This is a genomic window from Methanocorpusculum sp. GPch4, from assembly GCF_012062385.1.
In the GTDB taxonomy this organism is placed as follows: Archaea; Halobacteriota; Methanomicrobia; order Methanomicrobiales; family Methanocorpusculaceae; genus Methanocorpusculum; species Methanocorpusculum parvum.
Window position 1 is genome coordinate 1 of record NZ_SIJA01000067.1, and the last position, 21,673, is coordinate 21,673.

23 protein-coding genes, 3 tRNA genes and 1 pseudogene are annotated in these 21,673 nt (G+C 51.7%); 9 read left to right on the forward strand and 18 right to left on the reverse strand.

Going from position 1 to position 21,673, the window contains the following annotated elements; genetic code table 11:
- Positions 1-171: 171 nt before the first annotated feature.
- The 11 genes and pseudogenes from EYA77_RS05280 to EYA77_RS05330 all read right to left on the reverse strand — a co-directional run bounded on the left by EYA77_RS05280 (position 172) and on the right by EYA77_RS05330 (position 9,700).
- Positions 172-1,221, reverse strand: coding sequence for a M42 family metallopeptidase (locus EYA77_RS05280; protein WP_167816108.1), 1,050 nt, complete (start codon positions 1,219-1,221; stop codon positions 172-174).
- On the reverse strand, positions 1,222-2,331 hold the full coding sequence (locus EYA77_RS05285) for a pyridoxal phosphate-dependent aminotransferase (protein ID WP_167816109.1): 1,110 nt from the start codon (positions 2,329-2,331) through the stop codon (positions 1,222-1,224).
- A gap of 1 nt (position 2,332) precedes the next feature.
- Entirely contained in the window at positions 2,333-2,935 is a 603-nt protein-coding gene (gene hxlB, locus EYA77_RS05290) for a 6-phospho-3-hexuloisomerase (RefSeq protein ID WP_042697087.1), read from the reverse strand.
- Positions 2,936-3,030: 95 nt separating this feature from the next.
- A complete protein-coding gene (locus EYA77_RS05295) occupies positions 3,031-3,558 on the reverse strand; it encodes a nitroreductase family protein (protein WP_167816110.1) in 528 nt (175 codons plus the stop codon).
- Positions 3,545-3,907 (reverse strand): hypothetical protein, encoded by a 363-nt coding sequence (locus EYA77_RS05300; protein ID WP_042697093.1) that lies wholly within the window; start codon positions 3,905-3,907, stop codon positions 3,545-3,547. Before EYA77_RS05300 ends, EYA77_RS05295 begins: the two co-directional genes overlap by 14 nt.
- A gap of 103 nt (positions 3,908-4,010) precedes the next feature.
- Positions 4,011-5,525 carry a formate dehydrogenase accessory sulfurtransferase FdhD gene (gene fdhD, locus EYA77_RS05305; RefSeq protein WP_167816111.1) on the reverse strand — a complete coding sequence of 505 codons (1,515 nt, stop codon included), beginning with the start codon at positions 5,523-5,525 and terminating at the stop codon, positions 4,011-4,013.
- 28 nt (positions 5,526-5,553) lie between these two features.
- Positions 5,554-6,258 carry a HesA/MoeB/ThiF family protein gene (locus EYA77_RS05310; RefSeq protein WP_167816112.1) on the reverse strand — a complete coding sequence of 235 codons (705 nt, stop codon included), beginning with the start codon at positions 6,256-6,258 and terminating at the stop codon, positions 5,554-5,556.
- A gap of 272 nt (positions 6,259-6,530) precedes the next feature.
- Positions 6,531-7,349: pseudogene (locus tag EYA77_RS05315) on the reverse strand (ammonium transporter); the annotation flags it as partial.
- Positions 7,315-7,719 (reverse strand): hypothetical protein, encoded by a 405-nt coding sequence (locus EYA77_RS05320; RefSeq protein ID WP_167816113.1) that lies wholly within the window; start codon positions 7,717-7,719, stop codon positions 7,315-7,317. The gene EYA77_RS05320 and the pseudogene EYA77_RS05315, both read right to left, overlap by 35 nt.
- A gap of 182 nt (positions 7,720-7,901) precedes the next feature.
- Positions 7,902-8,675: an HPP family protein gene (locus tag EYA77_RS05325; protein ID WP_042697650.1), complete on the reverse strand. Its 774-nt coding sequence runs from the start codon at positions 8,673-8,675 to the stop codon at positions 7,902-7,904.
- A 149-nt stretch (positions 8,676-8,824) separates the two neighbouring features.
- The gene (locus tag EYA77_RS05330) at positions 8,825-9,700 is read right to left on the reverse strand and encodes a CBS domain-containing protein (RefSeq protein ID WP_052319907.1); all 876 of its coding nucleotides are present in this window, start codon (positions 9,698-9,700) and stop codon (positions 8,825-8,827) included.
- 306 nt (positions 9,701-10,006) lie between these two features.
- On the opposite strand from EYA77_RS05330, the gene EYA77_RS05335 reads away from it, so the two are divergent.
- The 3 genes from EYA77_RS05335 to EYA77_RS05345 are packed head-to-tail and all read left to right on the forward strand — an operon-like array spanning position 10,007 to position 11,403.
- A complete protein-coding gene (locus tag EYA77_RS05335; protein ID WP_042697096.1) occupies positions 10,007-10,633 on the forward strand; it encodes an Era-like GTP-binding protein in 627 nt (208 codons plus the stop codon).
- Between the two features lie 5 nt (positions 10,634-10,638).
- On the forward strand, positions 10,639-11,007 hold the full coding sequence (locus tag EYA77_RS05340) for a DUF2073 domain-containing protein (protein WP_042697098.1): 369 nt from the start codon (positions 10,639-10,641) through the stop codon (positions 11,005-11,007).
- Positions 11,008-11,010: 3 nt separating this feature from the next.
- Positions 11,011-11,403 (forward strand): Zn-ribbon domain-containing protein, encoded by a 393-nt coding sequence (locus EYA77_RS05345; protein WP_042697101.1) that lies wholly within the window; start codon positions 11,011-11,013, stop codon positions 11,401-11,403.
- Between the two features lie 126 nt (positions 11,404-11,529).
- Here EYA77_RS05345 and EYA77_RS05350 read toward each other — a convergent pair.
- Positions 11,530-11,603, reverse strand: a tRNA-Lys gene (locus EYA77_RS05350).
- Between the two features lie 124 nt (positions 11,604-11,727).
- On the opposite strand from EYA77_RS05350, the gene EYA77_RS05355 reads away from it, so the two are divergent.
- From EYA77_RS05355 to EYA77_RS05365, 3 genes are read left to right on the forward strand one after another with little or no spacing between them, the layout of a single operon-like run.
- Complete coding sequence (locus EYA77_RS05355; protein ID WP_167816114.1) at positions 11,728-13,221, forward strand: DHH family phosphoesterase; 1,494 nt, start codon at positions 11,728-11,730, stop codon at positions 13,219-13,221.
- Positions 13,211-13,840 (forward strand): 6-hydroxymethylpterin diphosphokinase MptE-like protein, encoded by a 630-nt coding sequence (locus tag EYA77_RS05360; protein WP_042697108.1) that lies wholly within the window; start codon positions 13,211-13,213, stop codon positions 13,838-13,840. Before EYA77_RS05355 ends, EYA77_RS05360 begins: the two co-directional genes overlap by 11 nt.
- Entirely contained in the window at positions 13,830-15,485 is a 1,656-nt protein-coding gene (locus EYA77_RS05365) for a radical SAM protein (protein ID WP_167816115.1), read from the forward strand. The genes EYA77_RS05360 and EYA77_RS05365 overlap by 11 nt, the downstream gene beginning before the upstream one ends.
- Here EYA77_RS05365 and EYA77_RS05370 read toward each other — a convergent pair.
- The gene (locus EYA77_RS05370; RefSeq protein WP_042697113.1) at positions 15,482-15,988 is read right to left on the reverse strand and encodes an N-acetyltransferase; all 507 of its coding nucleotides are present in this window, start codon (positions 15,986-15,988) and stop codon (positions 15,482-15,484) included. The genes EYA77_RS05365 and EYA77_RS05370 overlap by 4 nt on opposite strands.
- A 204-nt stretch (positions 15,989-16,192) precedes the next feature.
- Here EYA77_RS05370 and EYA77_RS05375 point away from each other — a divergent pair, with 204 nt between their 5' ends.
- Together EYA77_RS05375 and EYA77_RS05380 are read left to right on the forward strand one after the other, a co-directional pair.
- Complete coding sequence (locus EYA77_RS05375) at positions 16,193-16,465, forward strand: PRC-barrel domain-containing protein (protein WP_042697121.1); 273 nt, start codon at positions 16,193-16,195, stop codon at positions 16,463-16,465.
- A 10-nt stretch (positions 16,466-16,475) separates the two neighbouring features.
- Positions 16,476-17,198, forward strand: coding sequence for a tRNA(His) guanylyltransferase Thg1 family protein (locus EYA77_RS05380; protein ID WP_095641921.1), 723 nt, complete (start codon positions 16,476-16,478; stop codon positions 17,196-17,198).
- Between the two features lie 77 nt (positions 17,199-17,275).
- Here the strand turns inward: EYA77_RS05380 and EYA77_RS05385 are convergent.
- A tRNA-Met gene (locus tag EYA77_RS05385) sits at positions 17,276-17,350 on the reverse strand.
- Positions 17,351-17,572: 222 nt separating this feature from the next.
- Here EYA77_RS05385 and EYA77_RS05390 point away from each other — a divergent pair.
- Positions 17,573-19,708, forward strand: coding sequence for a DEAD/DEAH box helicase (locus tag EYA77_RS05390; protein ID WP_167816116.1), 2,136 nt, complete (start codon positions 17,573-17,575; stop codon positions 19,706-19,708).
- A 6-nt stretch (positions 19,709-19,714) separates the two neighbouring features.
- Here EYA77_RS05390 and EYA77_RS05395 read toward each other — a convergent pair whose 3' ends face one another.
- From EYA77_RS05395 to EYA77_RS05410, 4 genes are all read right to left on the reverse strand, one after another.
- The gene (locus EYA77_RS05395; RefSeq protein WP_167816117.1) at positions 19,715-20,527 is read right to left on the reverse strand and encodes a site-specific DNA-methyltransferase; all 813 of its coding nucleotides are present in this window, start codon (positions 20,525-20,527) and stop codon (positions 19,715-19,717) included.
- The gene (locus tag EYA77_RS05400; RefSeq protein ID WP_167816118.1) at positions 20,520-20,954 is read right to left on the reverse strand and encodes a peptidylprolyl isomerase; all 435 of its coding nucleotides are present in this window, start codon (positions 20,952-20,954) and stop codon (positions 20,520-20,522) included. Before EYA77_RS05400 ends, EYA77_RS05395 begins: the two co-directional genes overlap by 8 nt.
- 101 nt (positions 20,955-21,055) lie before the next feature.
- Complete coding sequence (locus EYA77_RS05405; protein WP_042697142.1) at positions 21,056-21,316, reverse strand: hypothetical protein; 261 nt, start codon at positions 21,314-21,316, stop codon at positions 21,056-21,058.
- A 209-nt stretch (positions 21,317-21,525) separates the two neighbouring features.
- A tRNA-Ser gene (locus EYA77_RS05410) sits at positions 21,526-21,609 on the reverse strand.
- Positions 21,610-21,673: the final 64 nt, after the last annotated feature.

Here is a 21,673-nt window from a genome sequence, read left to right on the forward strand (position 1 = left end):
AAGCAGGACGTTAACGCGAGCCTTGAACATAAGATATTTCCACCGCGGGACGCTCCGCGCCGAAGTCGCGTCCCCGCACCCCTTAATCAGAAAAAAGGAAAGAGATGTGGGGGAGCATATTTGCCAACTGTCAAATTCAGGTCAAAAACAAAAAAAAAGAAGCTGAAAAAATTAGAATTTTGGTTTTGTTTCCACTGCTTTTGCGAGCAGATGGATAGCCGCCTCAAGATCTTTTAAGTCGATGACCTCGACCGGGGAGTGGATATAGCGTGCCGGAACCGACATCGGAACGCTCGGGATCCCGCCGCGTTCAAAGTTGATAGCGGATGCATCTGTGTTGCCGCCGTCTCCAACCTCGATCTGACAGGGGATGTTATATTTCTTTCCGGTCTTGACAAGCCAGTCGACGATCCGGGGATCAGCGAGATGACCCCGGCCGCTCGCCGACGCCATACCAATGACAGGTCCCTTGCCCATATAGACGGGGGCCTTGCGCCGCTCGACACCCGGCGAGTCTCCCGGAATCGTCACATCCGTGGCGATGGCAACGTCAGGATCGAGAGTGTAGGAACTCGTCTTCGCTCCCTTCAGCCCGACCTCCTCCTGCACAGTGAACACTGCATAGACGGTGTTTGCGGTCTTCATCTCCTTCAAAGCGCCGATCAGCATCGCACACCCGGCGCGATTGTCCATCGCCTTTCCCGTGACCGTGGTCCCGGCAAGTTTTACATACTCACGGTCCATCGTGACCGAAGTTCCGACCGTAATGCCGAGAGCCTCGACCTCATCGGGCGATCTAGCGCCGACATCGATGAACAGATCGGCCATATCGATCGGCTTCTTCTTATCCTCCTCGGTCATCACATGCGGCGGTTTATTGCCGAGAACGCCGTAGATTGGTCCCTTCTCTCCGTGGAGAATGACCCTTTGTCCGACCATCACCGGATTATACCATCCGCCGACCGCGACAAATCTGATGAACCCGTGATCGTCCACGAACTGGACCATCAGACCGATCTCATCCATATGGGCGGCGAGCATGATCTTAAAGTCGCCGCCTTTTTTCACCGCGATCAGATTGCCCATCTTATCTGTTTTGATCTCATCCACATAATCTGCGATCTCGGCACGGATGATCTTTGCAATCTCCGATTCCCGGCTGGAAATGCCGTGTGCGTTCGAGAGTTTTTCAAGTAATGTATTGATTTCGGTAAGTTCCATTTATTTCACGACCGTTCGTATTCTGTCAAGAGCGATTCTTATATTTTCCTGGGACGTTGCATAGCTCATACGTGCGTATCCGACACCTTTCGAGCCGAATGCAGCTCCCGGCGTGATGATCACGCCCGCCGCCACGATCTTCATGACCGTGTCGGGTTCAAGTTTCGGGAACGCGTAGAATGCTCCTTCCGGCATATCCACGGAGATCCCCATCTCCCGAAGTCCGCCGATAAGGAGATTCCTGCGTGCTTCATATTCCTTCTTCATTACACCTATCGAGGACTGATCCCCGGTGTATGCCTCGAGCGCCGCATACTGGGCGATCGAGGTTGGGCAGGCAAGCGAGTACTGCTGGATCTTGACCGCCTGATCGATGATCTCCCGTGAAGCTGCCATAAATCCGATACGCCAGCCGGTCATCGCATAGGTCTTGCTTGCTGCGTTGATCGTGACAACGTTGTCGCCGAACGTTCCTGCACTGACAAACTCCGTGTCTCCGTAACAGAACTTCTCGTACACTTCGTCCGACAGGACAGTGACCCCGTAATCAGCCGCAGACTCGACAACCGCTTTTATCGTCTCTTTCGTCTCGACCGCGCCGGTGGGATTTGCCGGGCTGTTTAAGACCATGACTTTGGTATTTTTGTCGGAGAAGTGCTCTTTCAGCGCCTCGACATCCAGATGGAGATCGGGTTTCAGGGCGACCGGATCGGGAATTCCCCCCGCGAGCGTCGCAAGCGAACCGTAGGATACAAAACCCGGGTTATTGAACACGACCTTCTGTCCGTTCTCGACGAGTGAGAAGATGGCTGCGTGCAGTGCGCCCGAGCCGCCTGCGGTGATAAGGATATCAGCAGCTTCGTAAGAGAGCCCGTTTTCCGATTTGAGTTTTCTCGCTACTGCGGCGCGGAGCTCATCGATGCCTGCATTGTTTGTGTATCCGGTTTTTCCCTCTGCGATCGCTTTGACCGCGGCATTTTTGATGTTCTCCGGCGTGTCGAAATCCGGCTGGCCGAGACCCATATTGATGGATCCGGGAGCCGCCGACTCGAACATCTTTCTGATACCTGAGATATCGATGGCTTTTACGCGTGATGCAAACTCTGTCATACTACTCGATATTGGTGTGCCGGCGTTTCAGATCGGCTTCTTCGATCTTTTTCATATCCATCAAGGTCGAGATGACGGCGTCCCCGAACATCAGCGAAGAGGTCTCGAAGATGGTTCCAAGCGGGGCAAAGGACCGGTGCTCGCCAAGCATCTGACGGATCTCATACTCATGGGCATCGCAGGTGACCGGATCACGCTGGGTCTCTATCTCAATGACATAGTCTGCGATATGGCCGATACGCGACTGCGGATTGGATGAGATCAAAGCGACCTTCGCGCCAAGACCTTTTGCGGTCTCTGCGATATCCCCGATGGTTTTTGTGTTTCCCGATCCGGAAAAGGCAACGATCAGATCATCTTCACCGATCGCCGGGGTGATGGTCTCGCCAACGACATAGGCGGTGAATCCTGTGTGCATCAGACGCATCGCAAAGGATTTGGCAACCAGTCCGGATCTTCCTGCTCCCATCACATAGATACGCTCTGCAGTAAGGACCGCATCGAGAAATGCATCCACCTGATCTGAAGAGATCTTCTGAGCGATGGCATCGATGCGTGATGCCATGAGACTCATCATGTTTTGAACGGATACTCCATACTTCATTGTTGAATAGCTATTGGCTGTGAAGATACATGAGCGTGTTGGAATTGGAAAGTATATCCTGCGGCGCTCTGCAGAATAAAAAAAGAAGGGATGTCTTACCAGATGTCGTAATGGACGTGGCCTTCTGGGTCCATCCTTTCAGGATGAGACTCGGGCGGCATTCCTCTGCCGATCGAAAGGATCGCGACAGGCCGGATATGCGGGGGCAGATCCAGGGCTCCTTTGACCTCCTCTTCGTCGAATGCGCCGATCCAGCAGGTGTGCAGGCGAAGAGCATGGGCTGCAAGCATCATGTAGGTGGCGGCGATCGTGGCATCCTGGACGGCGAAGAGGATGCCTCTGTCAGCATACCTTGACATCGATCTGATGTAATTTGCGCAGACGACAAGAGCCGATCCTGCGTCCGGGATCTGATGCTGGTTTCCGGCAGCGTCTCCGAGAAGTTCGAGCTGGCCGGCGTCCGTGACGATGACGAGGTCCCATGCCTCCAGATTTCCGGCAGACGGAGCGGATGATGCGGCCTGGAGAAGATAGTCCTTCTCTTCTTCGGTGAGACAGTCGGTTTCGTACTCGCGGACCGAGTAGCGGGCCGCAAGAAAATTCTGGAATTCAGATAAGTCCATGTTCGTTCAAAACCGCATATGCGCCGGCGGCAACGGTTGTTATCGGGGTCATTGCCTCGCCTGCTTTGTCGGACGCAAGACCGAACTGGTTCGATTCGGCAAGGCCGATGACCGCGAGCAAAACGGCAGCCGCCTGATTGAACTCTTCCGCTCCGGTCATTTTTGCCGCGGCTTCGCAGTCGCTTGCGAGAACATCGGTCAACGCGATCAGAATGGTTTTTGCGCCGGCTTTCTCCTCTTTTTTCAGCGAGGGGATCGTTACGAACTGGTGGGCGATCATCATGATGTCGAGTTTGAGCCGCTCGGCGAGATGATATCGCAGAAGTGCATCTTTTGGCGTAAGGGTCATGATGTATTTGTTTTCCGTGAGGGAATAAATAGCATCTGATTGTGTACGCCGATGATTCGGACCGAATGAAATACTCCATCCGGAAATATCGGAAAAATGCGGTTCAGGTAGTGTTTTTCTGCCAAAGTCCGGTGATCCGTTCCGGGTGCGAGTAGACAGTGAATCTGGGCGGCCGGGTGAAGCAGATGAGCGTGATCCCGGATCTTTCGGCAAGAGCCGCTCCGGCGATCGTCGCCGCTGCCCGCGATATGATAATCGGTATGCCGGCATTTGCCGCTTTGGCGACCATCCCCTGCGGCATCCTGCCGGTACATCCGAGAATGCATTCACAAGGCGGCAGCTGATGTATCGTCATATAGCCGATGACTTTGTCGACCGCGTTGTGTCTGCCGATGTCGTTAGCATAGAAGATCACTTTTCCCTGATAATATAAGACTGCACAGTGCAGAGCTCCGGTCTTGTCCCACTGCTCGGTGTTGATAGTTTTGCGAACGGCAAATATCTCCTCAGGCGTTATCAGGACGCCGCCCTTTACGTTACTTTCGGACTCGCGGGGACAAAAGCCGCCCGCCGACTCCATTTTTCCGCATACCTGGGCGGTCTCTTCCGCCTCGACAAAGATATCCCTCCCTCTGACCTCAATCGAGCGGATCGTTTTGGTGATCCCTGCCGCGATAAAAAATCCTGCGCCAAGTTCTGCGAGGAACTCGGGCGTTGCCGTGTTGTCCAGATATTTTTCGCCGTTCAGATACAGGGTCACCATATCCTCGGAGACGACCTGATCGACGGATCGTGTTATCGTGCCGTTATCATACTGCCAGCCGGAAAGCAGGATCCCGTCTTCGCTTTTTGCCGCGGGTTCCGGTTCATCTGCTGGAAATCCGCGGATGCGTTTTGGATGCGAGTAGACGGTGAACCGGTTTTGCCGGGTGAAGCCGATGAGGGTCACACCCTCCTCTTTTGCGAGCATCGCTCCGGGATACGTCACCGCGGTCCTTCCGACGATCACGGGGATCCCGGCATTCACCGCCTTCATGACCATGCCTTTCGGCTGTCTGCCCGTACATCCAAGAACACACTCTCCAGGGGGTATTCCCTGCAGAGTCATGAACCCGATGAGTTTGTCAACAGCATTGTGCCGTCCGATATCGCTTGCAACGGCGATGATTTTGTGATCATGCCATAATGCGGCGCAGTGGAGACCCCCGGTCTGTCTCCAGACATCCACGTCCATAGCCCCCCGAACGGAGAATATCTCCGCTGGAGCGAGGAGCAGATCCGAATCGACGTGACCTTTTTTTTCCGCAGGAGCAAACCCTTCCCGCGGCCCGGTGCCGGGAAACACTTCCGCTTCCACAAACACGTCTCTGTTGGTGACCTGTACTGAGATGATCTTTTTTGCGATCCCGGCTGCGATGAAAAATCCTGCGCCGAATTCTCTAAGCATATCGCGGCTTGTGACAATGTGTAAAAACTCGCGGCCGTTGAGATGCAGGACGACCTCTTCTTCCAGCGCTACCGTGTCACTGATCTTCGTGATGTTTCCGTCGTTCCAGAGAACTGCGGGCAGCTTTCCGGTCATACTGATCTCCTTATCCGATGTCTCTTTCTGGGTCATATCTGTTCCTTCATTCTAGTAGTATGGGTTATCCGCAGACCTGACAGGTTTTGCTTCGCTTTACGGAAAATATATCCATTTTATTTATTTCACCGTCCCACACTAGTAACTTTCCTGCTAATGTCTCACCCGTGTTGGTGAGATATTTGATCGTTTCCTGCGCCTCTATTGACCCTATAATGCCTGCTGTAGTTCCAAGGACTGGTGTTTTTTTGGTAGTAACTGCGGATGGGAAAATACAACTGAGACATGGAGTTTTCCCGGGAATTATTAAAGTGGCCTGCCCGCACAAACCGGCTACTGCTGCATGAACGAGAGGTATTTCAAGTTCACGGCTCACTACATTCAGAACATATCTCCCCGTAAAATTATCTAGAGCATCGACGATAATGTCTGCGTTGCCTATCATACATTTTGCTGAGAATTCATCTATGAACTCATTGAACGCTGTTACTTTGACATCTGGGTTCAGTGCAAGGATCGTTTTCCTTGCAGACTCGGCTTTTGATGTGCCAATCCTCTCATCTGTGTGCAGGATCTGGCGATTCATATTGGTAATTTCAATTGTGTCCGAATCAGCTATCCGCAAATTACCGATTCCTGCTGCTGACAGATAGAATCCCACTGGTGAACCAAGTCCCCCTGTTCCCGCGAGGAATACGGTTGATTCATGAAGCATATCCTGTCCTTTCTCTCCTATGATGGGAATCTGGCGAAAATATCGGTCATTCATACTATTCGGTCTTCTATTTGAAGAGCCAAGTACCTGAATTGAACAGGTGTAGAGCTGCTCTGCAGGCAGCCGCGTAACCACTCCGCCAACTTGGCTAATATATACACACTGCGAAGTTCACAGTGTGAATACATAGTTATACTTCATTTATATATATTAGTTTCGTTAATGTGTGTGATATCTTTTAGAACGATGAATGGTTACATCAACCTCCTGTTTCTTTGAGGCGGCAATACAGTCTGGAAAAAAAGATTAGGGGGTATGTGAAATTCTTATCTGACCATCTCACCGTGGAGCGTGAGGTCCAGACCAATATACTCCTCATCCTCGGAGACCCGCAGGCCGACCGTTTTGTCCACGACCCAGGCAAGGAGATAGGTCATACCGAATGCAAACACCGCGGTAATGCATGCATCCAGGATCTGGATCCCAAACAGATAGGCGTTCCCCTCAATAAGACCGGATGCCCCGCCGACCGCCGCCGTCGCAAAGATACCGCAGGCGATGGTCCCCCAGAATCCGCCGACACCATGGATAGACCAGGCATCCAGACTCTCGTCGAATCCCTTCTTCACACGCCAGATAAGCGCATAGTAACAAAGGATCCCAGCGACCGTTCCGATTAAAAGCGCGGCCCACATATTCACAAATCCTGCCGCAGGCGTGATCGCGCCAAGACCGGCGATCGTTCCCGAGATAAATCCGAGCGAACTGGGTTTCCCGTGCCGCCAGTTTGCGATCATCCATGAGATCGTCCCCGCAGCCGCGGAGATCAGCGTTACCATGATCGCGTGGATCGCGAGGTCACTTGCCGCAAGGGCGCTGCCTCCGTTGAACCCCATCCAGCCGAACAGAAGCACGCCGCCTGCAAAGAACGTAAGAGGAATGTTCTGGGGGTTCAAGTTGTACGAACCGAACCCTGATCTTTTTCCGATGTAGATCGCGAGAGCGAGTGCGCTGAATCCTGCGCTGATATGCACGACCGTCCCTCCGGCGAAATCGAGAGCGCCGAGCTGCTGGAGCCAGCCGCCTCCCCACAGCCAGTGGGCGATCGGATCATACACCAGAGTCGTCCAGAGCACCCCGAACAGCGAAGATCTCCGCTGGAGCGAGGAGCAGATCCGAATCGACATGACCTTTTTTTTCCGCAGGAGCAAACCCTTCACGCGGCCCGGTTCCGGGAAAAACTTCGGCTTCCACAAACACGTCTCTATCGGTGACCTCGACCGAGATGATCTTTTTTGCGATCCCGGCTGCGATGAAAAATCCTGCGCCGAATTCTCTAAGCATATCGCGGCTTGTGACAATGTGTAAATACTCGCGGTCGTTGAGATGCAGGACGATCTCCTCTTCCCGCGCTGCCGTGTCGCTGATCTTTGTGATGTTTCCGTCGTTCCAGAGAACTGCGGGCAGCTTTCCGGTCAGGCCGGCGGGATCGTATTCTTTTTCTTCCGGGTTCATGGTGGTTCCTGAGAAGTATGTTTCTCCCTTTTTCAGGGCTGGGTATCCAGTTGTTTGGTGTGAGAGCTAATAGGATTTACGCGCTGGAGATATCCTCTTTTCTGGATTTTGATGTGAGGTAAAGGTGATTTGCCTGTCTGGAAATTCTGTAATGTCAAATATTATATAAAAAAAGAGTGTGGTCAGAGTGCATTGACCAGGGATTTTCTGGTGATGAACCCGATGACCTTTTCGCCTTCAGCGACCGGAATGGTGCTGATATTTTTGGCAAGCATCATATCCACTACTTTGGAGACAGGTGTATTTATCTGCGTAGTAACGAGGGGTGTTGACATGATGTCGCCTGCCGTTACGTTTCGGAGAGCGTTGTCGAAGTGTTTGTCGATCTCGCTTTTCAGTTTTACGAGAACTTTGGCAATATCCGTCTCAGTGACGATGCCGACGGACTTGTTTCCGTCCATCACAATAAACCGGGTCGCGCCGTTGTTTGCCATTCTGCGGTGAAGCTGGACGAGGCGGTCGTCCGGCGTGATACGCGGCGCGATCTCTGTCAATGTATCAAGCGGACCTTCGGGTATCATGTGTCTTAACAGATCGCCTTTGGTGACCTGGCCGATAAGCCGGTGTTCTTCATCCCAAACAATGACGATCTTGTATCTTTGGAGAAGCGGGACGAGCAGTTCGGCGTCCTGATCCTGATAAACCGAGGTGAAGTCCTCTTTCGTAACGCTTGCAACACGAATCTGGGATGCCGGGATATTGCCGGTCTTTTTACTTCCCATCTTTTCTGCGATGGTCCGGCGGGAGGCTGTCCCCACGACAACACGGTCGTTTGTTACAACGATCGGATCAATTCCTTCGCCAAGCATCTTTGAAAGGGCTTCCGGGATCAGTGCAGATTTTGCAATCGAAACGGGCTTGGACATTACGTCTTTTACGGTTAGTTTCTGGTTCATGTTTGCTTCCTCCTCTTTGAAGAGTGTATTCAATCGCGTGGCAGAAAACATCATCTCTCTCCGCAGTCATCCGCCTGCAGAGGATGTTTTCGGGTATCCACCAGATGAATCATCTGCATCTGTTTTCAGACGTCATCCGGTGAAATGGTTTACATCGTTCCAGTCAGCGCTTTTACCAGGTCGAATTCGGTCACAATCCCGCTGAGCCGTCCTCCGTCCATAACGGGGAATGCTCCGATCCCGCGGTTCAGCATCTCTTTTGCTACTGCGTTGATCGGCATGTCGGTCGAGACCGTTCTGATGTCGGCTGCAGTCATGATATCGCGGACGGGGAGGCTGAGGACCTCATCAACTGTCCCTGTCTGCATCTCGGAAAAGACCCTGCCTTTTCCAAGATAGCCCATAATGTCCGTCGCTGTGATCATACCGAGCAGTATCCCGTCTTTAACCACGGGAAGACGCCGGTATCCGTCGTCAACGATCTGTTTTGTAACATGACTGAGAGGCAGATCGGGTGCAACCTTCTTTGGGCATGCGGTCATGATCTCGTCGACCACCAGATCCGATTCTTTCCCGGCAAGCATCCGCATCAGATCGTATTCGGTGACGATCCCTGCGAGTGTTGTGTCGGGGTTGAGAATGGGAAAACCGCCGTGTCCTGTTTCCAGAAGGATGGAGGCTGCTTCTTTGATGGTCGTTGCCGGTGAAAAACCGGTCACACTTTCGGTGGCGATCTCCCGCAGGCTTTCATTCAAGGCGGCCAGAAGATTTCCTTTATGCTTGTTTGCAATAAGGTTGTATCTGCTGCCTCCTCCCATCATGTCGATAACATCAGTGATCGTTACAATCCCAATCAGTTTCTTGGTTCCGGGATCGGTGATCGGCAGGCGACGAAAGTTGTGCCGGCTCATCATCTGGATCCCCTCGATTATCCTCATGGTGGGAGGTACCGAGATGACATTCAGACTTGCGATATCAAGAACGCTGTTCTTTTTTGTTTTGGATTGTTTTGCTGGTGATGTCATGTTTTTACCAACGCTAAGGTGGTATAATGAGTTAATGCTCTGTCATGACTTAATAGGCTTATGATACGAGTATCTTTTTTCCATCGCAGGAAAAATTCGTGAACGGAATGCAGATATTTGTCCATTCCTGATAAATATTTTTCGGAACATCCATTCACAGTAAAGATCTATGAAGGCATTGCAAGGTATAAGGGAGACGGGTCCGGATCCGGCCGTAATGTTCTGTCGATATTTCTCCGGGTCATAGCATGAGGTTTATATCTCAGTAAAGGGGAATATACTACATAATCCAATTTAGGTGTTTTAATGGTAGCATTTCCTCGTCTCAGAAGCTTTTTCGGAAAGCTGTTTGGCAAAAAACGTTCGCGGGTGGGTATCTACGGCCCCCCGAATGCGGGTAAAACCACACTTGCCAACCGTATAGTTCGCGATGTGACCGGTGAAGCTGTCGGTCCTGTCAGTGAGATCCCTCATGAGACCCGTCGTGCAAGAAGAAAGGAGGGCGTTGAGATCAATTCGGGAAGCAGCAAACTGCTCATCGATATCGTTGACACTCCCGGTGTCACAACGAAGATCGATTATCACGAGTTTCTGGAATATGGTATGGATCAGGACGAAGCCGTGGCCCGTGCCCGTGAAGCAACTGAAGGTGTTGCCGAAGCAATGCACTGGCTGCGTGAAGATATCGACGGCGTGATCTATGTCCTCGACAGTACCCAGGACCCGTTCATGCATGTGAACATCATGATGGTGGGTATCATCGAATCGCGGAAACTGCCGGTGATCATCGTTGCAAACAAGATCGATCTGCCGGACGCATCTCCGCAGCGGATCAAGAGCGCGTTCCCCCAGCACCCGGTGGTCCAGATCTCCGGTCTTGAGGGCAACAACATGGAAGAGCTTTACGCGAAGATCTCCGAGGTTTTCAGGTGAGGTAGATGATTCAGGGAGTTCAGATTGATATGCTGTCTGCAGAGCGTCTTTCCAAGATGACGTCGTATGAAAAGATACGGCTGATCCTGGATGATGTCCGTCAGGGCAGTGTCGTCGTCCTCGAGCAGGGTCTCACTCCGGAGGAGCAGGGGAAACTACTCGAGACGACCATGATGGAGATCACCCCAGGCGGCTTTTCCGGGATCGAGATCGAGACATATCCCTCGATGGGCGGTGACAAAGGATTCTTTACGAAGGTATTCGGAAAGAAGAGCAATGCTCCGCGTCTGATGGTCATCGGCCCGGTCGATCAGCTGAAAATGCTATCCCGGGAAAAAGACAGACTTATTGCATGGGCCTCGGCAGCACAGTAATCTATGCCGCATAAATGTACAAAATGTGGACGCGAGTTTCGTGACGGATCGGTCGAGATCCTTCGCGGATGTCCGAGTTGCGGCGGCAAAAAATTCCTCTACGTAAGTGACCGTGTAAAAAATGCGGATGTGTTGGAGGAGAAGTCTATTGAAAAGATCGCTGAGGAAACGAAGCAGGAAGTGCTCGAAGTAAAACACCAGGGTCCGGCCACCCGCCCGACTGATATTTTAGAGCGTGTCGAGAGTGTCAGGATCGTCAGCAAAGGGACGTATGAACTGAATCTCGAACGGCTGGCTGAATCTCAGGATATCATCATAGGCATGGGGGATGACGGCAAGTATATGCTGGATCTTCCTTCCATGTCAAAGAGAAAAGCCGATCCTAAAAAGAAATAGGATTCCATATATTTTTTCTCAGATCACTTGAACTGAATTTTTTTACGGCGCAAATCGTTGCCTCATTTTAGACACTGATGTGAAATAATCAGTCGAATTGTATAAAAAAATCTTAAAAAAACAAAGCGGGCCTAAAGGGATTTGAACCCCTGACCTACGGATTAAGAGTCCGTCGCTATTCCTGACTAAGCTATAGGCCCTTGTTCTTGTGTCGTTTGACCTAATTAGATACGTCATGGGAATATTTATAGATTTTCTTATGATATTTCTGCTGCAGTTCAATCTCCATATCCTTAATAACCAGCCGATACTAATAAGATACGTATGGTTGAGACTGATGGGACTCAGACCGTATCCCAGAAAAATAAAAATAAACAAATAAAATATCTCATTCTGGGATGCGGCAGCATTGGGTATAACGTACTTGAAGAACTCAGCGAGTCAAATGACAACATTCTGATCGTTGATTCTGATGAAAAACGCATCGATGATCTGCGGGACCGCAGGCATCAGGCAACCGTCGGCGACATCAGCGATCCGCTGATCCTTACGAAACTTCCTGAACCGGAAGTCGTATTTGTTCTTTCATCCGACAAGGATGCAAATCTGGCCGCAGTTCAGAACATCAGAAAGGCATATCCGAATGCAAATATCATCGCCCGCGCCGTTGACCTCTTTTCTACCGATCAGCTTGCCGACAACGGCGCCGATGTTGTTCTGTATCCGCAGAAGGTCGTGGCCAAGTCTGCCGTAAACCATATGGCAAATCTCATCGCATCGAGAAATGCCCAGAAACTTTACTCTCTTCTTTCTTCATGGTCCGGCACGCTTGGCATCATCACGCATAAAAATCCTGATCCGGACGCGATCTCCAGCGCTATGGCGCTGTCCGTGATCGCTCACGATGCCTCGAAAGGCAAACTTGCGACCCGGATCCTTTACGAGGGAAATATCGGCCATCAGGAAAATCGTGCGTTTGTCAACCTCCTTGAGATCAAAATGGAGCATCTCACCAAAGAGATCCTTGCTGAGTGTGACTACCTGGCGCTCGTGGACTGTGTTGCGCCTGGAATGAACAACGATCTGCCGGCAAACACCAAGATCAATATCATCGTGGATCACCACAGCGCTGAGGGTGTGGCAAGGGAGTATAAACCCGAATTCCTTGAATCGAGGCCCGATGCCGGAGCAACGGCATCCGTTCTCACGCAGTATCTCCAGGAGCTGTATCTCCCGATCGACACGAAAGTGGCGACCGCTCTTTTCTACGGGATCCGCGCAGACACCCACGAGTTCCAGCGAAATATCTCATCTCAGGATCTGTATAATGCGGCCTTCCTTCTTCCTCACGCAGACCGCGCTCTCCTAGAGATCATCATGGCCCCGTCGCTTTCTCAGGAGACGCTCGATGTTTTGGGCAATGCGATACAGAACCGCGAGGTAAAGCACGGGTATCTCTTCTCCAACGTCGGTTATGTCAGAAACAGGGATGCCATCCCGCAGGCTGCAGATATGCTCCTGACGCTCGAAGGGGTCACAACTTCCATGGTGTATGGTATCACCGATACCCACATCACCCTTTCTGCCAGAAACAAAGACATCCGTCTGCATGTCGGCGACGTGATGAAGGATGCTTTTGCCAGGATCCCTGGCGCTTCAGCCGGCGGGCATGCGACAATGGCGGCTCTTTCCATCCCGCTGAACGCGTTTTCCCTAGTCAAAGATAAAGAGGAGCTCCTTTCTATGGTCATCGACCCGATCCTTTCCAATTTCATGAAGATCGTTGGTATATCCGAGGCTGAGGGAGATGAAACCTGAAGACTGGGAACCCTGTTATCTTCGGATCCTTGCATACTTCGGCTTCTCCCGTGAGGATGATGAACGTTCGGCTGAGCTTCTTTCGGCACTTTTGCCAAGGAACGATATTGCACTTCTGAAGGATACGATTCGCGGGAAGGATTGTATCGTCTGCGGAAACGCTCCGTCGCTCCCTCTCGATCTGAAAACTGCGGATCTCACAGGAAAAGTTGTGATTGCGGCAGATGCAGCGGCCCGTGTACTTTTTCTTCGGGGCATCCGGCCGGAGATCATCCTCTCGGATATCGACGGGATGGATGATGATTTTTTGACCATGAACGATGCCGGCACCATTCTGGTTCTGCATGCGCACGGGGACAACATTCCGCTTGTTCAGTCCTGGGTCCCGAAGGTTCGCGGCCCGGTGGTCGGGACAACACAGAGCACGCCCCTTGCCAATGTCTATAACTTCGGCGGATTCTCCGACGGCGACCGGTGTGTGTTTGCGGCGCATGAGCTTGGAGCTGCGTCCGTTGAGCTTATCGGCTTTGATCTTGATGATGCCAATGTCGATCCGGTGAAACACGGAAAACTGATGATCGCCCGCAAACTTCTCAAACTGGCTGGTCATGATGTCTGATGCGGTGATCATAGACGGGTATGTGGATGAACCTGCATGCCTGGGCGTTCCCCCGTATATCTCTCCCTACATCAGGACAACTGCGGGTGTATTGAAGGAGCACGGCTACTCTGTCAGGTATGTGACAATCGACGAACTGCGCAAAGATCCTCTGTCTGTTCCAAAACTGCGGGAGGCATCCGTTGTCGTTATGATCGCAGGCGTCACGGTCCCCGGGAAGTATCTGTCCGGAACGCCGGCCACGCTTTCCGAACTCCAGCAGATCGGCTTCATGCTGCGCGGCCGGTCGGTCTCTCTTCTTGGCGGCCCGATTGGGTTTGGCTACTCGCCGCAGGGAGGGGCGCGGGCAGTAAAAGAGGCTGTTTCCGGATGGACGGCAATGCTGAAGGGGGAACCTTCTGCTGCTCTCGATGCATATCTCTCGGGCGGAGAGCCGGATGGTATCCTTTCGTATCCTGAGTATGACAGATGGGCAGTCCTCGGCGCTGATATCATTAGCCAGCATCCGTTTTTCCCCCATGTCATGTGCGAACTTGAGACAGCCAAGGGGTGTTTCCGGTGCATAACGGGCGGCTGTTCCTTTTGTACTGAACCGCTGTACGGGATGCCGCGTATGCGCGAGGCTGCCGGAGTATGGCGTGAAGTTTCTGCACTCGCACAGGCGGGAGCCCGGCATTTCCGGCTTGGCCGTCAGCCTGATCTGCTTGCATACGGGACGTCGGGCACCGAGTATCCGCGACCCGAGCCCGACAAACTTCGTGCGCTTTTTACCGGCATCCGCAAAGCTGCTCCTGATCTTTTGACGCTGCATATCGACAACATCAACCCCGGGACGATCGCACGCCACGAAGAGGCTTCCAGAGAAGCTCTTTTGGCGATCGTGGAGGGACATACCGAAGGGGACATCGCGGCATTCGGCGTTGAGTCGGCCGATCCTGTCGTGATCGAGGCAAACAATCTGAAAGGTTCGCCTGAAATGATTTTCCGCGCTGTCGAGATCGTCAATGAGGTGGGCGCCGTTCGAAGAAACGGAATCCCTGAACTTTTACCAGGTCTTAACTTTATCGGGGGACTTGCCGGCGAGACTGCGGAAACCTTTGCGCTGAACAAAGCATTTCTGGACAGGATCCTGGCATCAGGTCTGCTTGTCAGGAGAGTGAACATCCGCCAGCTCATGCCTTTTGAAGGGACCCGCGCTTATGAGAACAACTGTCTTGGCATGCATGACAAACTCTTCCATCAGTTCAAGGATGATGTCAGAAGCACGTTTGATACTATTATGCTCGAAAGGGTGTTTCCCCCAGGGACCGTCCTGTCCAATGTTCTTGTCGAAGTCACGGGTCCGGTTTCTTTCGGCCGTCAGATGGGGACGTATCCTATCCTTATCGGGATCCCGCAGCAGCTTTCCTGCGGAACTCTTCTGAATACTGCGGTCGTTTCCTATGGCGCACGCAGTCTAACTGCCCTGCCGGTCCCGATACAGATCAATACACTGCCTGCTTCAGCACTCAAATGGATCCCCGGCATCTCTAAGAAACTTGCGCAGAAAGTTGCTGCAGGCAGACCGTTTGCCGGTGTCAGCGATTTCAGATCGCTGGTTACGTCAGAAGAGATCGCGCCGTTTCTGCCGCTGATGGAATTTTAAAGATCTTTTTCCAGAATGAGCCTGGATATGTCAGGGTAGAAATAGTTCTCTTCTCTCTTTTTGATGGAAAATCCGTTTTTCAGATAGAAGGATACCGCAGCGCTGTTTGTATCTGCCACCGTGAGGTGGACTTTATTCACACCGTGTTTTCGCAGCTCGGAAAAAAGCCTGGTTGTGAGCCGGGTGCCTGCTTCTATTCTTCGAAAGTCGCTTTTGACGCCGATTCGAATGAGTTTGCCGACTTTTGGATCGTTAAAGTGGATCCCTCCGAGGATATAGCCGACGATCTCCTGCGTATCTGTTCTTTCTGCCACAAAAAACAGATCCGGGAACAGTTCTTCGATGTGGCGGAAGAGGATATGCCCCCCCATTCCCTCGAAAAGCACCGAGTCGAGACGGCAGAGGGCAGGATAATCTGCTGAAGTGTAGGGTCTGACCCGGAACGGTTCCATGATTTTGTAATGTTTGGCTTTCAGATGTGTTGAATTTATCTTTGTGAGCATGGTTTTGGGTGGATCTATGGGGATTCAGGGGGTCTGCACCCCGATGGACCTGGGAGGTGTTCATCGGGTGGCTTTTTCTGAAGATCCGGCAGTTCATGTCTTAAGGATCCGGCCGCAGATTTGGCTTTTCGCCGGAGAGACAGGCTCATACTTTCCGGAAAATAGGAAATTACTTATGTTCGAACGCAGATATCATTCAATACTATGAAGTGGCAGATATCAGAACTATTTGGGATGAGTGTTTATTCCGATAAAGCAGTGTTCCTTGGAAAGGTGGAGGATGTTGTACTGGATGTTACTAATAAAAAGATCAGCGGCCTCGCTCTTTCCAACGTGAATAAAGATGTAATCGACACGAAGAATTATCAGGGTGTCATCATCCCCTACAGAATTGTCAAAGAAGTTGGTGACATCATCATAGTCCGCCACATCCCGGGAGCTTTCAAGGTTGCCGGGGAGCCTTTATTTGGAGCGTAAGATATCCTGTATGAAAGATCGTGAGATTTTTGCCGGTCTTTCTACCACTGTCCCTTTTGTATTGCGGCTTGACGGCAGGTCGTTTCATCGCTTTTCCAAAGACCGGTACAAAAAACCCTACGATAAGGTCTTTTCCGATGCGATGGTCAAGACTGCTCGCGCCCTCATCACCGACAGCGGTCTCTCTCCATCGTTTGCCTACACGTTTTCCGATGAGATCAGTATCTATGTCCCGGCGCCGGTATTCGACTGTCGGGTGGAGAAGCTTGTCTCCGTCTCGGCATCGTTCGCTTCATCGGCGTTCACGCTGTACGCAGGGGCTGAGCAGCCTCTGGCATTCGACTCGCGGGTGATCCCGATGGAGGAAGGGCTGTTTCCAGATTATCTATCCTGGCGGCAGGCCGAGGCATGGCGAAATCATATGAACGGATATGCGCAGAAACTCCTTTTGGACGAGGGAGTTTCACCAACGAATGCGCAGAAACAACTGGACGGAATGAACGCCCCCGCTCTGCACGAGTTTGCTTTCTCCAGGGGCGTGAATCTTGCTCTGACACCTGCATGGGAGAGGCGCGGGATCTGCATCTATCGGGATACGGTGATGCGTGAAGGGTATAATCCGATCACTGATGAGCATGTTTCGGTCACGCGGATCGTGCCGGTCGTTGATGAAGAGGTGCCGCTTTTCAAAACACCGGAAGGGACGTCCTGGGTCCTTGAAAAGATCCGCTGATCCGATTCTCTTTTTTGTGATTTAACTATCCGTTTGGAGTCAGAGACGCAAACTAAAAAAAATCAAAGATAAAAACATAGCGAGGGATGGATTTGAACCATCGGTCTACGGGTTATGAGCCCGTCGGGATTTCCTGACTACCCCACCTCGCTTTACAAAAGCTTCACACATCATCTCTGTGTGCCTTAAAATATAGGTGGCTGCTGCTTAAATAGATTTGCAAATTATGTTTCCATATGATGATATGGATGCATCTCTTATCTACAAATACAGATGAAATGCTCACTTCTCTTCGATCTTTCTCACAGGCGCGCCAGTGCCGGTGACCCGGCTTATCCGCACTTTGGAATCAGTGTCTTCTCTGTACTTCGTGTATGAGCGTGTTTGCTGATCTCCACCCTACCCTCCAGGAGCTGCTTCTCTCCGGTCTTGAATGGGACGAGCTCCGGCCCGTTCAGACTGAGGCCTTTCTTTCAGTGGCCGGCGGGGCCGACACCCTCGTTCTTGCGCCGACTGCAGGAGGAAAGACCGAGTCTGCATTTTTTCCGGTTATCGATGCGATCTTAAAGCAGCCTTCGGAGAAACTGTCTGCGGTCTACATCTCTCCGTTAAAAGCCCTCATCAATGATCAGCTGGACCGGATACTTTTCATGTGCTCCCGGACCGGGCTCGATGCTTCGGTGCAACATGGTGACATTTTGGATCGGGACCGTTTTGATTTTACCGGGCCTGAGCATACCGACATCCTGCTGACCACCCCCGAGTCTCTTGAGGTCCTCATAAGCGACTCAAGGACCAGGGAAGCATTCAATGAGGTCAGATACATCATCATCGATGAGATCCATGCCTTCATGGAGTCTGACCGCGGTGTCCATCTTCTTTGTCTGATGGACCGTCTGGACATACTTGGGACACAACCGATCATACGGATCGGTCTTTCGGCCACCATCGGCAATCCCGAAACGCTTCTTTCCTGGTTCTCCGGACCCGGCAGGAAAAAACATCTCGTCTCGATCCCCTCCCCCTCCTCAAAAAAACAGTTCATGTTTGCGGTTGAGCAGGAGTTCTCCCGACAGGTGCATGCGATAGCAAAAGCAGTTTACGGAAAAAAAGCCCTGGTCTTTACCGAAAGCCGCAGCCTTGCCGAGCGGCTGGTCGTCCCCCTGCGCGAAGAACTGCCGCTGGTGTTTCTTCATCACTCCTCCGTGTCTCCGGAGGATCGTGAAGCGGCTGAACGGTCCTTTGACTCTGCCGGCGGGACCTGTGTGATTTGTACAAGCACGATGGAGCTTGGCGTTGATATAGGGGAACTCGATCTTGTCGTTCAGTATGGAGCGCCGCGTTCGGTCTCTTCGTTTCTGCAGAGGCTTGGCCGGACTGGCAGACGAGGGATGCCGGCCCGCATGCTTTGCATCGTTTCCAATACCTGTGACCTTCTGACTGCAGTATCTGTGATCGAGGCTGCGATGGATCATAAGGTCGAGCTGCTGACCCCTCCCTCATGTCCGTATCATGTTCTTATCCAGCAGCTGTTTCTTCTCTTAATGGGGAAAAATGGGATGAGTCTTCGAAGCATCATCAGTGCTTTATCCGCGCTGACTCCGTTTAAGGAGCTGTCTCCAAGTCATTACTCTTCTATCCTGGCGCATCTTACTGCACAAAAGTATCTTGTCCGCTCAGGTGATCTGTATCTTGCGGGATCTCGGGCGGAGCTGGAGCTTGGCCGATCCAACTGGATGACCCTCATCTCTGTCATCCGTGATTCTGGAGGGTATCTCGCGGTGCTTCCAGACGGCACGGTGATCGGCACGCTCGATCCGCGTTTTGTCGGCGGCGACCCGGGTAAGACCTTTTCTTTCACCGGAAAAACCTGGCGACTCCTTCACCGAGATGATGTACATAAACGCGCCCTTATCGAGCCGGCATCCGTCAGAGGTGAGGTGAAACGTCCGTTCTGGAGCGGAGGGGAGGGGGGGAGTTATGCAAGCGGTCTTGTGTGCCAGTCGGTTGCCGCAGTTCTCAGCCGCGGCGTTTCCCGGATCCCTCTTCCCCCGGCAGAGAAGGCGGTGATCGCCGATCTGATCTCTATACTGCCTGATGATTTTTCGCCCGGGAAGATCCACATCCGCGCAGAACCGGAATTGAACGGATATTCAGTCGTCGTATCCACATTTCTCGGCACGCGGGCAAATCAGGTGCTTGCGCATCTTCTGAAAAATCGGCTCGAAGGAAAACATGCCGTTCGTTATACGCAGTTTGCGATCCGGATCTTTGACTGGGAATCACCAAAAGCCGGAGAATATATTGCCGGCATCCTGGAGGAGCTTGGCCGTATGTCTGTTATTCCGATTGCAGAAGAACTCCCCCGTCTTCCGGAAACCGCCTGGAAGTTCGGCGAGCTGCTTCCCGAAGAGCTTCGACTGGAGATGGCGGCTTATGATTATTATGATATTCCTGCTCTGCTTGAAGCATTATCCAGTACTTTGGTCGTGCAAAGATCTGGTGAATGATCTTGATCAGGTTTTTCCCAACGCATGTGCTGCTTCCCGCATCTCTGCTGCCGCCCTCGCGTTTGCGATATTCCTGTAGCATTCATCGATCTCAAAACCGATGAACGGGATCCCCAGACGGATCGCCGCGACCGCAGTATTGCCTATCCCCATGAACGGATCCATCACCAGCCGGCAGTTTTCCAACCCGTGATCTTTGATGCACATCATGGGCAGCTGGATCGGAAATGTCGCCGGATGCGGCCTGCTTTCCCTGATGGTCTCATAGGGGATGAACCATGTGTTTCCTCTGTCCCTGATATCCCGCTTCTCTCCTCCCCAGCGGTTCACATTGCTTTTATCCTGATACGGAACGCCGTTTGCCAGCCGGTCGATTTCAACAGCGCCTTTTTTCGTGAAGTGAAAGATGAATTCATGACAATCGTTATGATAGCGTTTACTGTTTATCGGTTTGTAATGCCCGGCCGCTACCCCCTCTTCAGGGAGCGCGATGGATTTTATCCAGTGGATCATATTCTGGAGCACGAATCCCTGCTCTCTAAACGTCTGAGCCACGTCAATAGGTATCCATGGGTCCTTCAGGCTTCCGCCGACATTCAGATAGAAAGATCCCTGATCTGAGAGGACACGCAACGACTCCGCTGCAACCGTTCTCATCCACTTCAGATAGGTATTTCGCGGGATCGTATCATCATATGTCGTGTAAGCTTTCCCGATGTTGTACGGGGGCGAGGTGACAATCACATCAACACTCCCGGCCGGCAATCCGGCCATGCCGTCGACACAGTCTGTGTCGTAGATCATGTTGAGTTCAGCCATGTTTGACGATCGCGACTACGGTGATTTCATATGTCATAGTTTCCCCGGCAAGGGGATGATTTGCATCCACGATGATCTTTGTATCAGTGACATCAGCGACCGTGACTTTGCATAACCTGTCGAAGACTTCGACGGTGATGATATCTCCAGGTCTTGGTTCGTGGTCAAGCTGGAGTTTTTTTCGTTTTATCGGGATGACGAGGCGTTTGAGGTATTTGCCGTAGGCTTTTTCCGGAGGCAGCACGACTGTCGCCGTTTCGCCCTCATTTTTTCCAATCAATGCTTCTTCAAAGGCGGGGTTGATCTGTTTTTTTCCCAGTGTGAAGGTGACAGGTTCACCTGTACGGGTATCTTCGAATATCTCTCCGTCCGGACGTTTGCTGATAAAGTGGACCTGCAGCGTATCCCCGGATTCTGCGACAGACATACCTATCTGTATGGCTGAAGGAATACTTTAATGGTTCGCGTTCGCAACATACAGTATGGCCGCATCTTCGTTCTGCCCGGCAGCAATGCGGTAAAAAAAGGTTAAGTGGCTGAGATCAGGGGGATGACGAGTTTTTTATACACGCCGTCGCCGCTCTGATGCAGGATCCTGAACTCATAAGTCCCGGGTTTATCCACTTCAACGGTCCAGATGTAGTTTCTTCCGTTCTCATCAACGGTACTGTCATTTCCGACGATATTGATCCCTTCTGAATCAAGGGGTCTCCATGCAAGGCTATGCGGACTCGTGATGATGACAGTAAAGCTTTTTTCGCTGTTTTTTTGAATCGCGTATGAGTCCATTTCTACCTTCTTCTATTGGTTTACATCATTAAATGTATTATAATTGAAAATTCGGATCGAATATTTATATATTTTTTGGTTCAATTTCCAAAGAATATTTTGAAAAACCCGAAATACGTTCAGATTTAAACACGCCGGATACGTATCCGTTCCGCATCTCACATTAAGTAAAAGAGCTTGGATTTCAGATCAAAATAGAAAATAAAGAACGCCGAGGGGGAGATTTGAACTCCCGAGGTGTCGCCACCAGTGGCTTTCGAGGCCACCGCCCTTCCGGACTAGACTACCTCGGCAGGCATCTATACGATACGTTACTGTATGCGCGTAGTAAGCATACGTCTTTGTCTGTAAAAAATA

Coding starts and splice junctions, on each gene's coding strand:
- EYA77_RS05365 (WP_167816115.1), top strand. CDS start 13,830: ATGATGTCTGATGCGGTGATCATAGACGGGTATGTGGATGAACCTGCA.
- EYA77_RS05335 (WP_042697096.1), top strand. CDS start 10,007: ATGGTAGCATTTCCTCGTCTCAGAAGCTTTTTCGGAAAGCTGTTTGGC.
- EYA77_RS05375 (WP_042697121.1), top strand. CDS start 16,193: ATGAAGTGGCAGATATCAGAACTATTTGGGATGAGTGTTTATTCCGAT.
- EYA77_RS05355 (WP_167816114.1), top strand. CDS start 11,728: ATGGTTGAGACTGATGGGACTCAGACCGTATCCCAGAAAAATAAAAAT.
- EYA77_RS05345 (WP_042697101.1), top strand. CDS start 11,011: ATGCCGCATAAATGTACAAAATGTGGACGCGAGTTTCGTGACGGATCG.
- hxlB (WP_042697087.1), bottom strand. CDS start 2,935: ATGAAGTATGGAGTATCCGTTCAAAACATGATGAGTCTCATGGCATCA.
- EYA77_RS05405 (WP_042697142.1), bottom strand. CDS start 21,316: ATGGACTCATACGCGATTCAAAAAAACAGCGAAAAAAGCTTTACTGTC.
- EYA77_RS05285 (WP_167816109.1), bottom strand. CDS start 2,331: ATGACAGAGTTTGCATCACGCGTAAAAGCCATCGATATCTCAGGTATC.
- EYA77_RS05310 (WP_167816112.1), bottom strand. CDS start 6,258: ATGAATGACCGATATTTTCGCCAGATTCCCATCATAGGAGAGAAAGGA.
- EYA77_RS05340 (WP_042697098.1), top strand. CDS start 10,639: ATGATTCAGGGAGTTCAGATTGATATGCTGTCTGCAGAGCGTCTTTCC.
- EYA77_RS05360 (WP_042697108.1), top strand. CDS start 13,211: ATGAAACCTGAAGACTGGGAACCCTGTTATCTTCGGATCCTTGCATAC.
- EYA77_RS05300 (WP_042697093.1), bottom strand. CDS start 3,907: ATGACCCTTACGCCAAAAGATGCACTTCTGCGATATCATCTCGCCGAG.
- EYA77_RS05330 (WP_052319907.1), bottom strand. CDS start 9,700: ATGACATCACCAGCAAAACAATCCAAAACAAAAAAGAACAGCGTTCTT.
- EYA77_RS05320 (WP_167816113.1), bottom strand. CDS start 7,719: ATGAACCCGGAAGAAAAAGAATACGATCCCGCCGGCCTGACCGGAAAG.
- EYA77_RS05380 (WP_095641921.1), top strand. CDS start 16,476: ATGAAAGATCGTGAGATTTTTGCCGGTCTTTCTACCACTGTCCCTTTT.
- EYA77_RS05295 (WP_167816110.1), bottom strand. CDS start 3,558: ATGGACTTATCTGAATTCCAGAATTTTCTTGCGGCCCGCTACTCGGTC.
- EYA77_RS05280 (WP_167816108.1), bottom strand. CDS start 1,221: ATGGAACTTACCGAAATCAATACATTACTTGAAAAACTCTCGAACGCA.
- EYA77_RS05325 (WP_042697650.1), bottom strand. CDS start 8,675: ATGAACCAGAAACTAACCGTAAAAGACGTAATGTCCAAGCCCGTTTCG.
- EYA77_RS05400 (WP_167816118.1), bottom strand. CDS start 20,954: ATGTCTGTCGCAGAATCCGGGGATACGCTGCAGGTCCACTTTATCAGC.
- EYA77_RS05370 (WP_042697113.1), bottom strand. CDS start 15,988: ATGCTCACAAAGATAAATTCAACACATCTGAAAGCCAAACATTACAAA.
- EYA77_RS05390 (WP_167816116.1), top strand. CDS start 17,573: ATGAGCGTGTTTGCTGATCTCCACCCTACCCTCCAGGAGCTGCTTCTC.
- fdhD (WP_167816111.1), bottom strand. CDS start 5,525: ATGACCCAGAAAGAGACATCGGATAAGGAGATCAGTATGACCGGAAAG.
- EYA77_RS05395 (WP_167816117.1), bottom strand. CDS start 20,527: ATGGCTGAACTCAACATGATCTACGACACAGACTGTGTCGACGGCATG.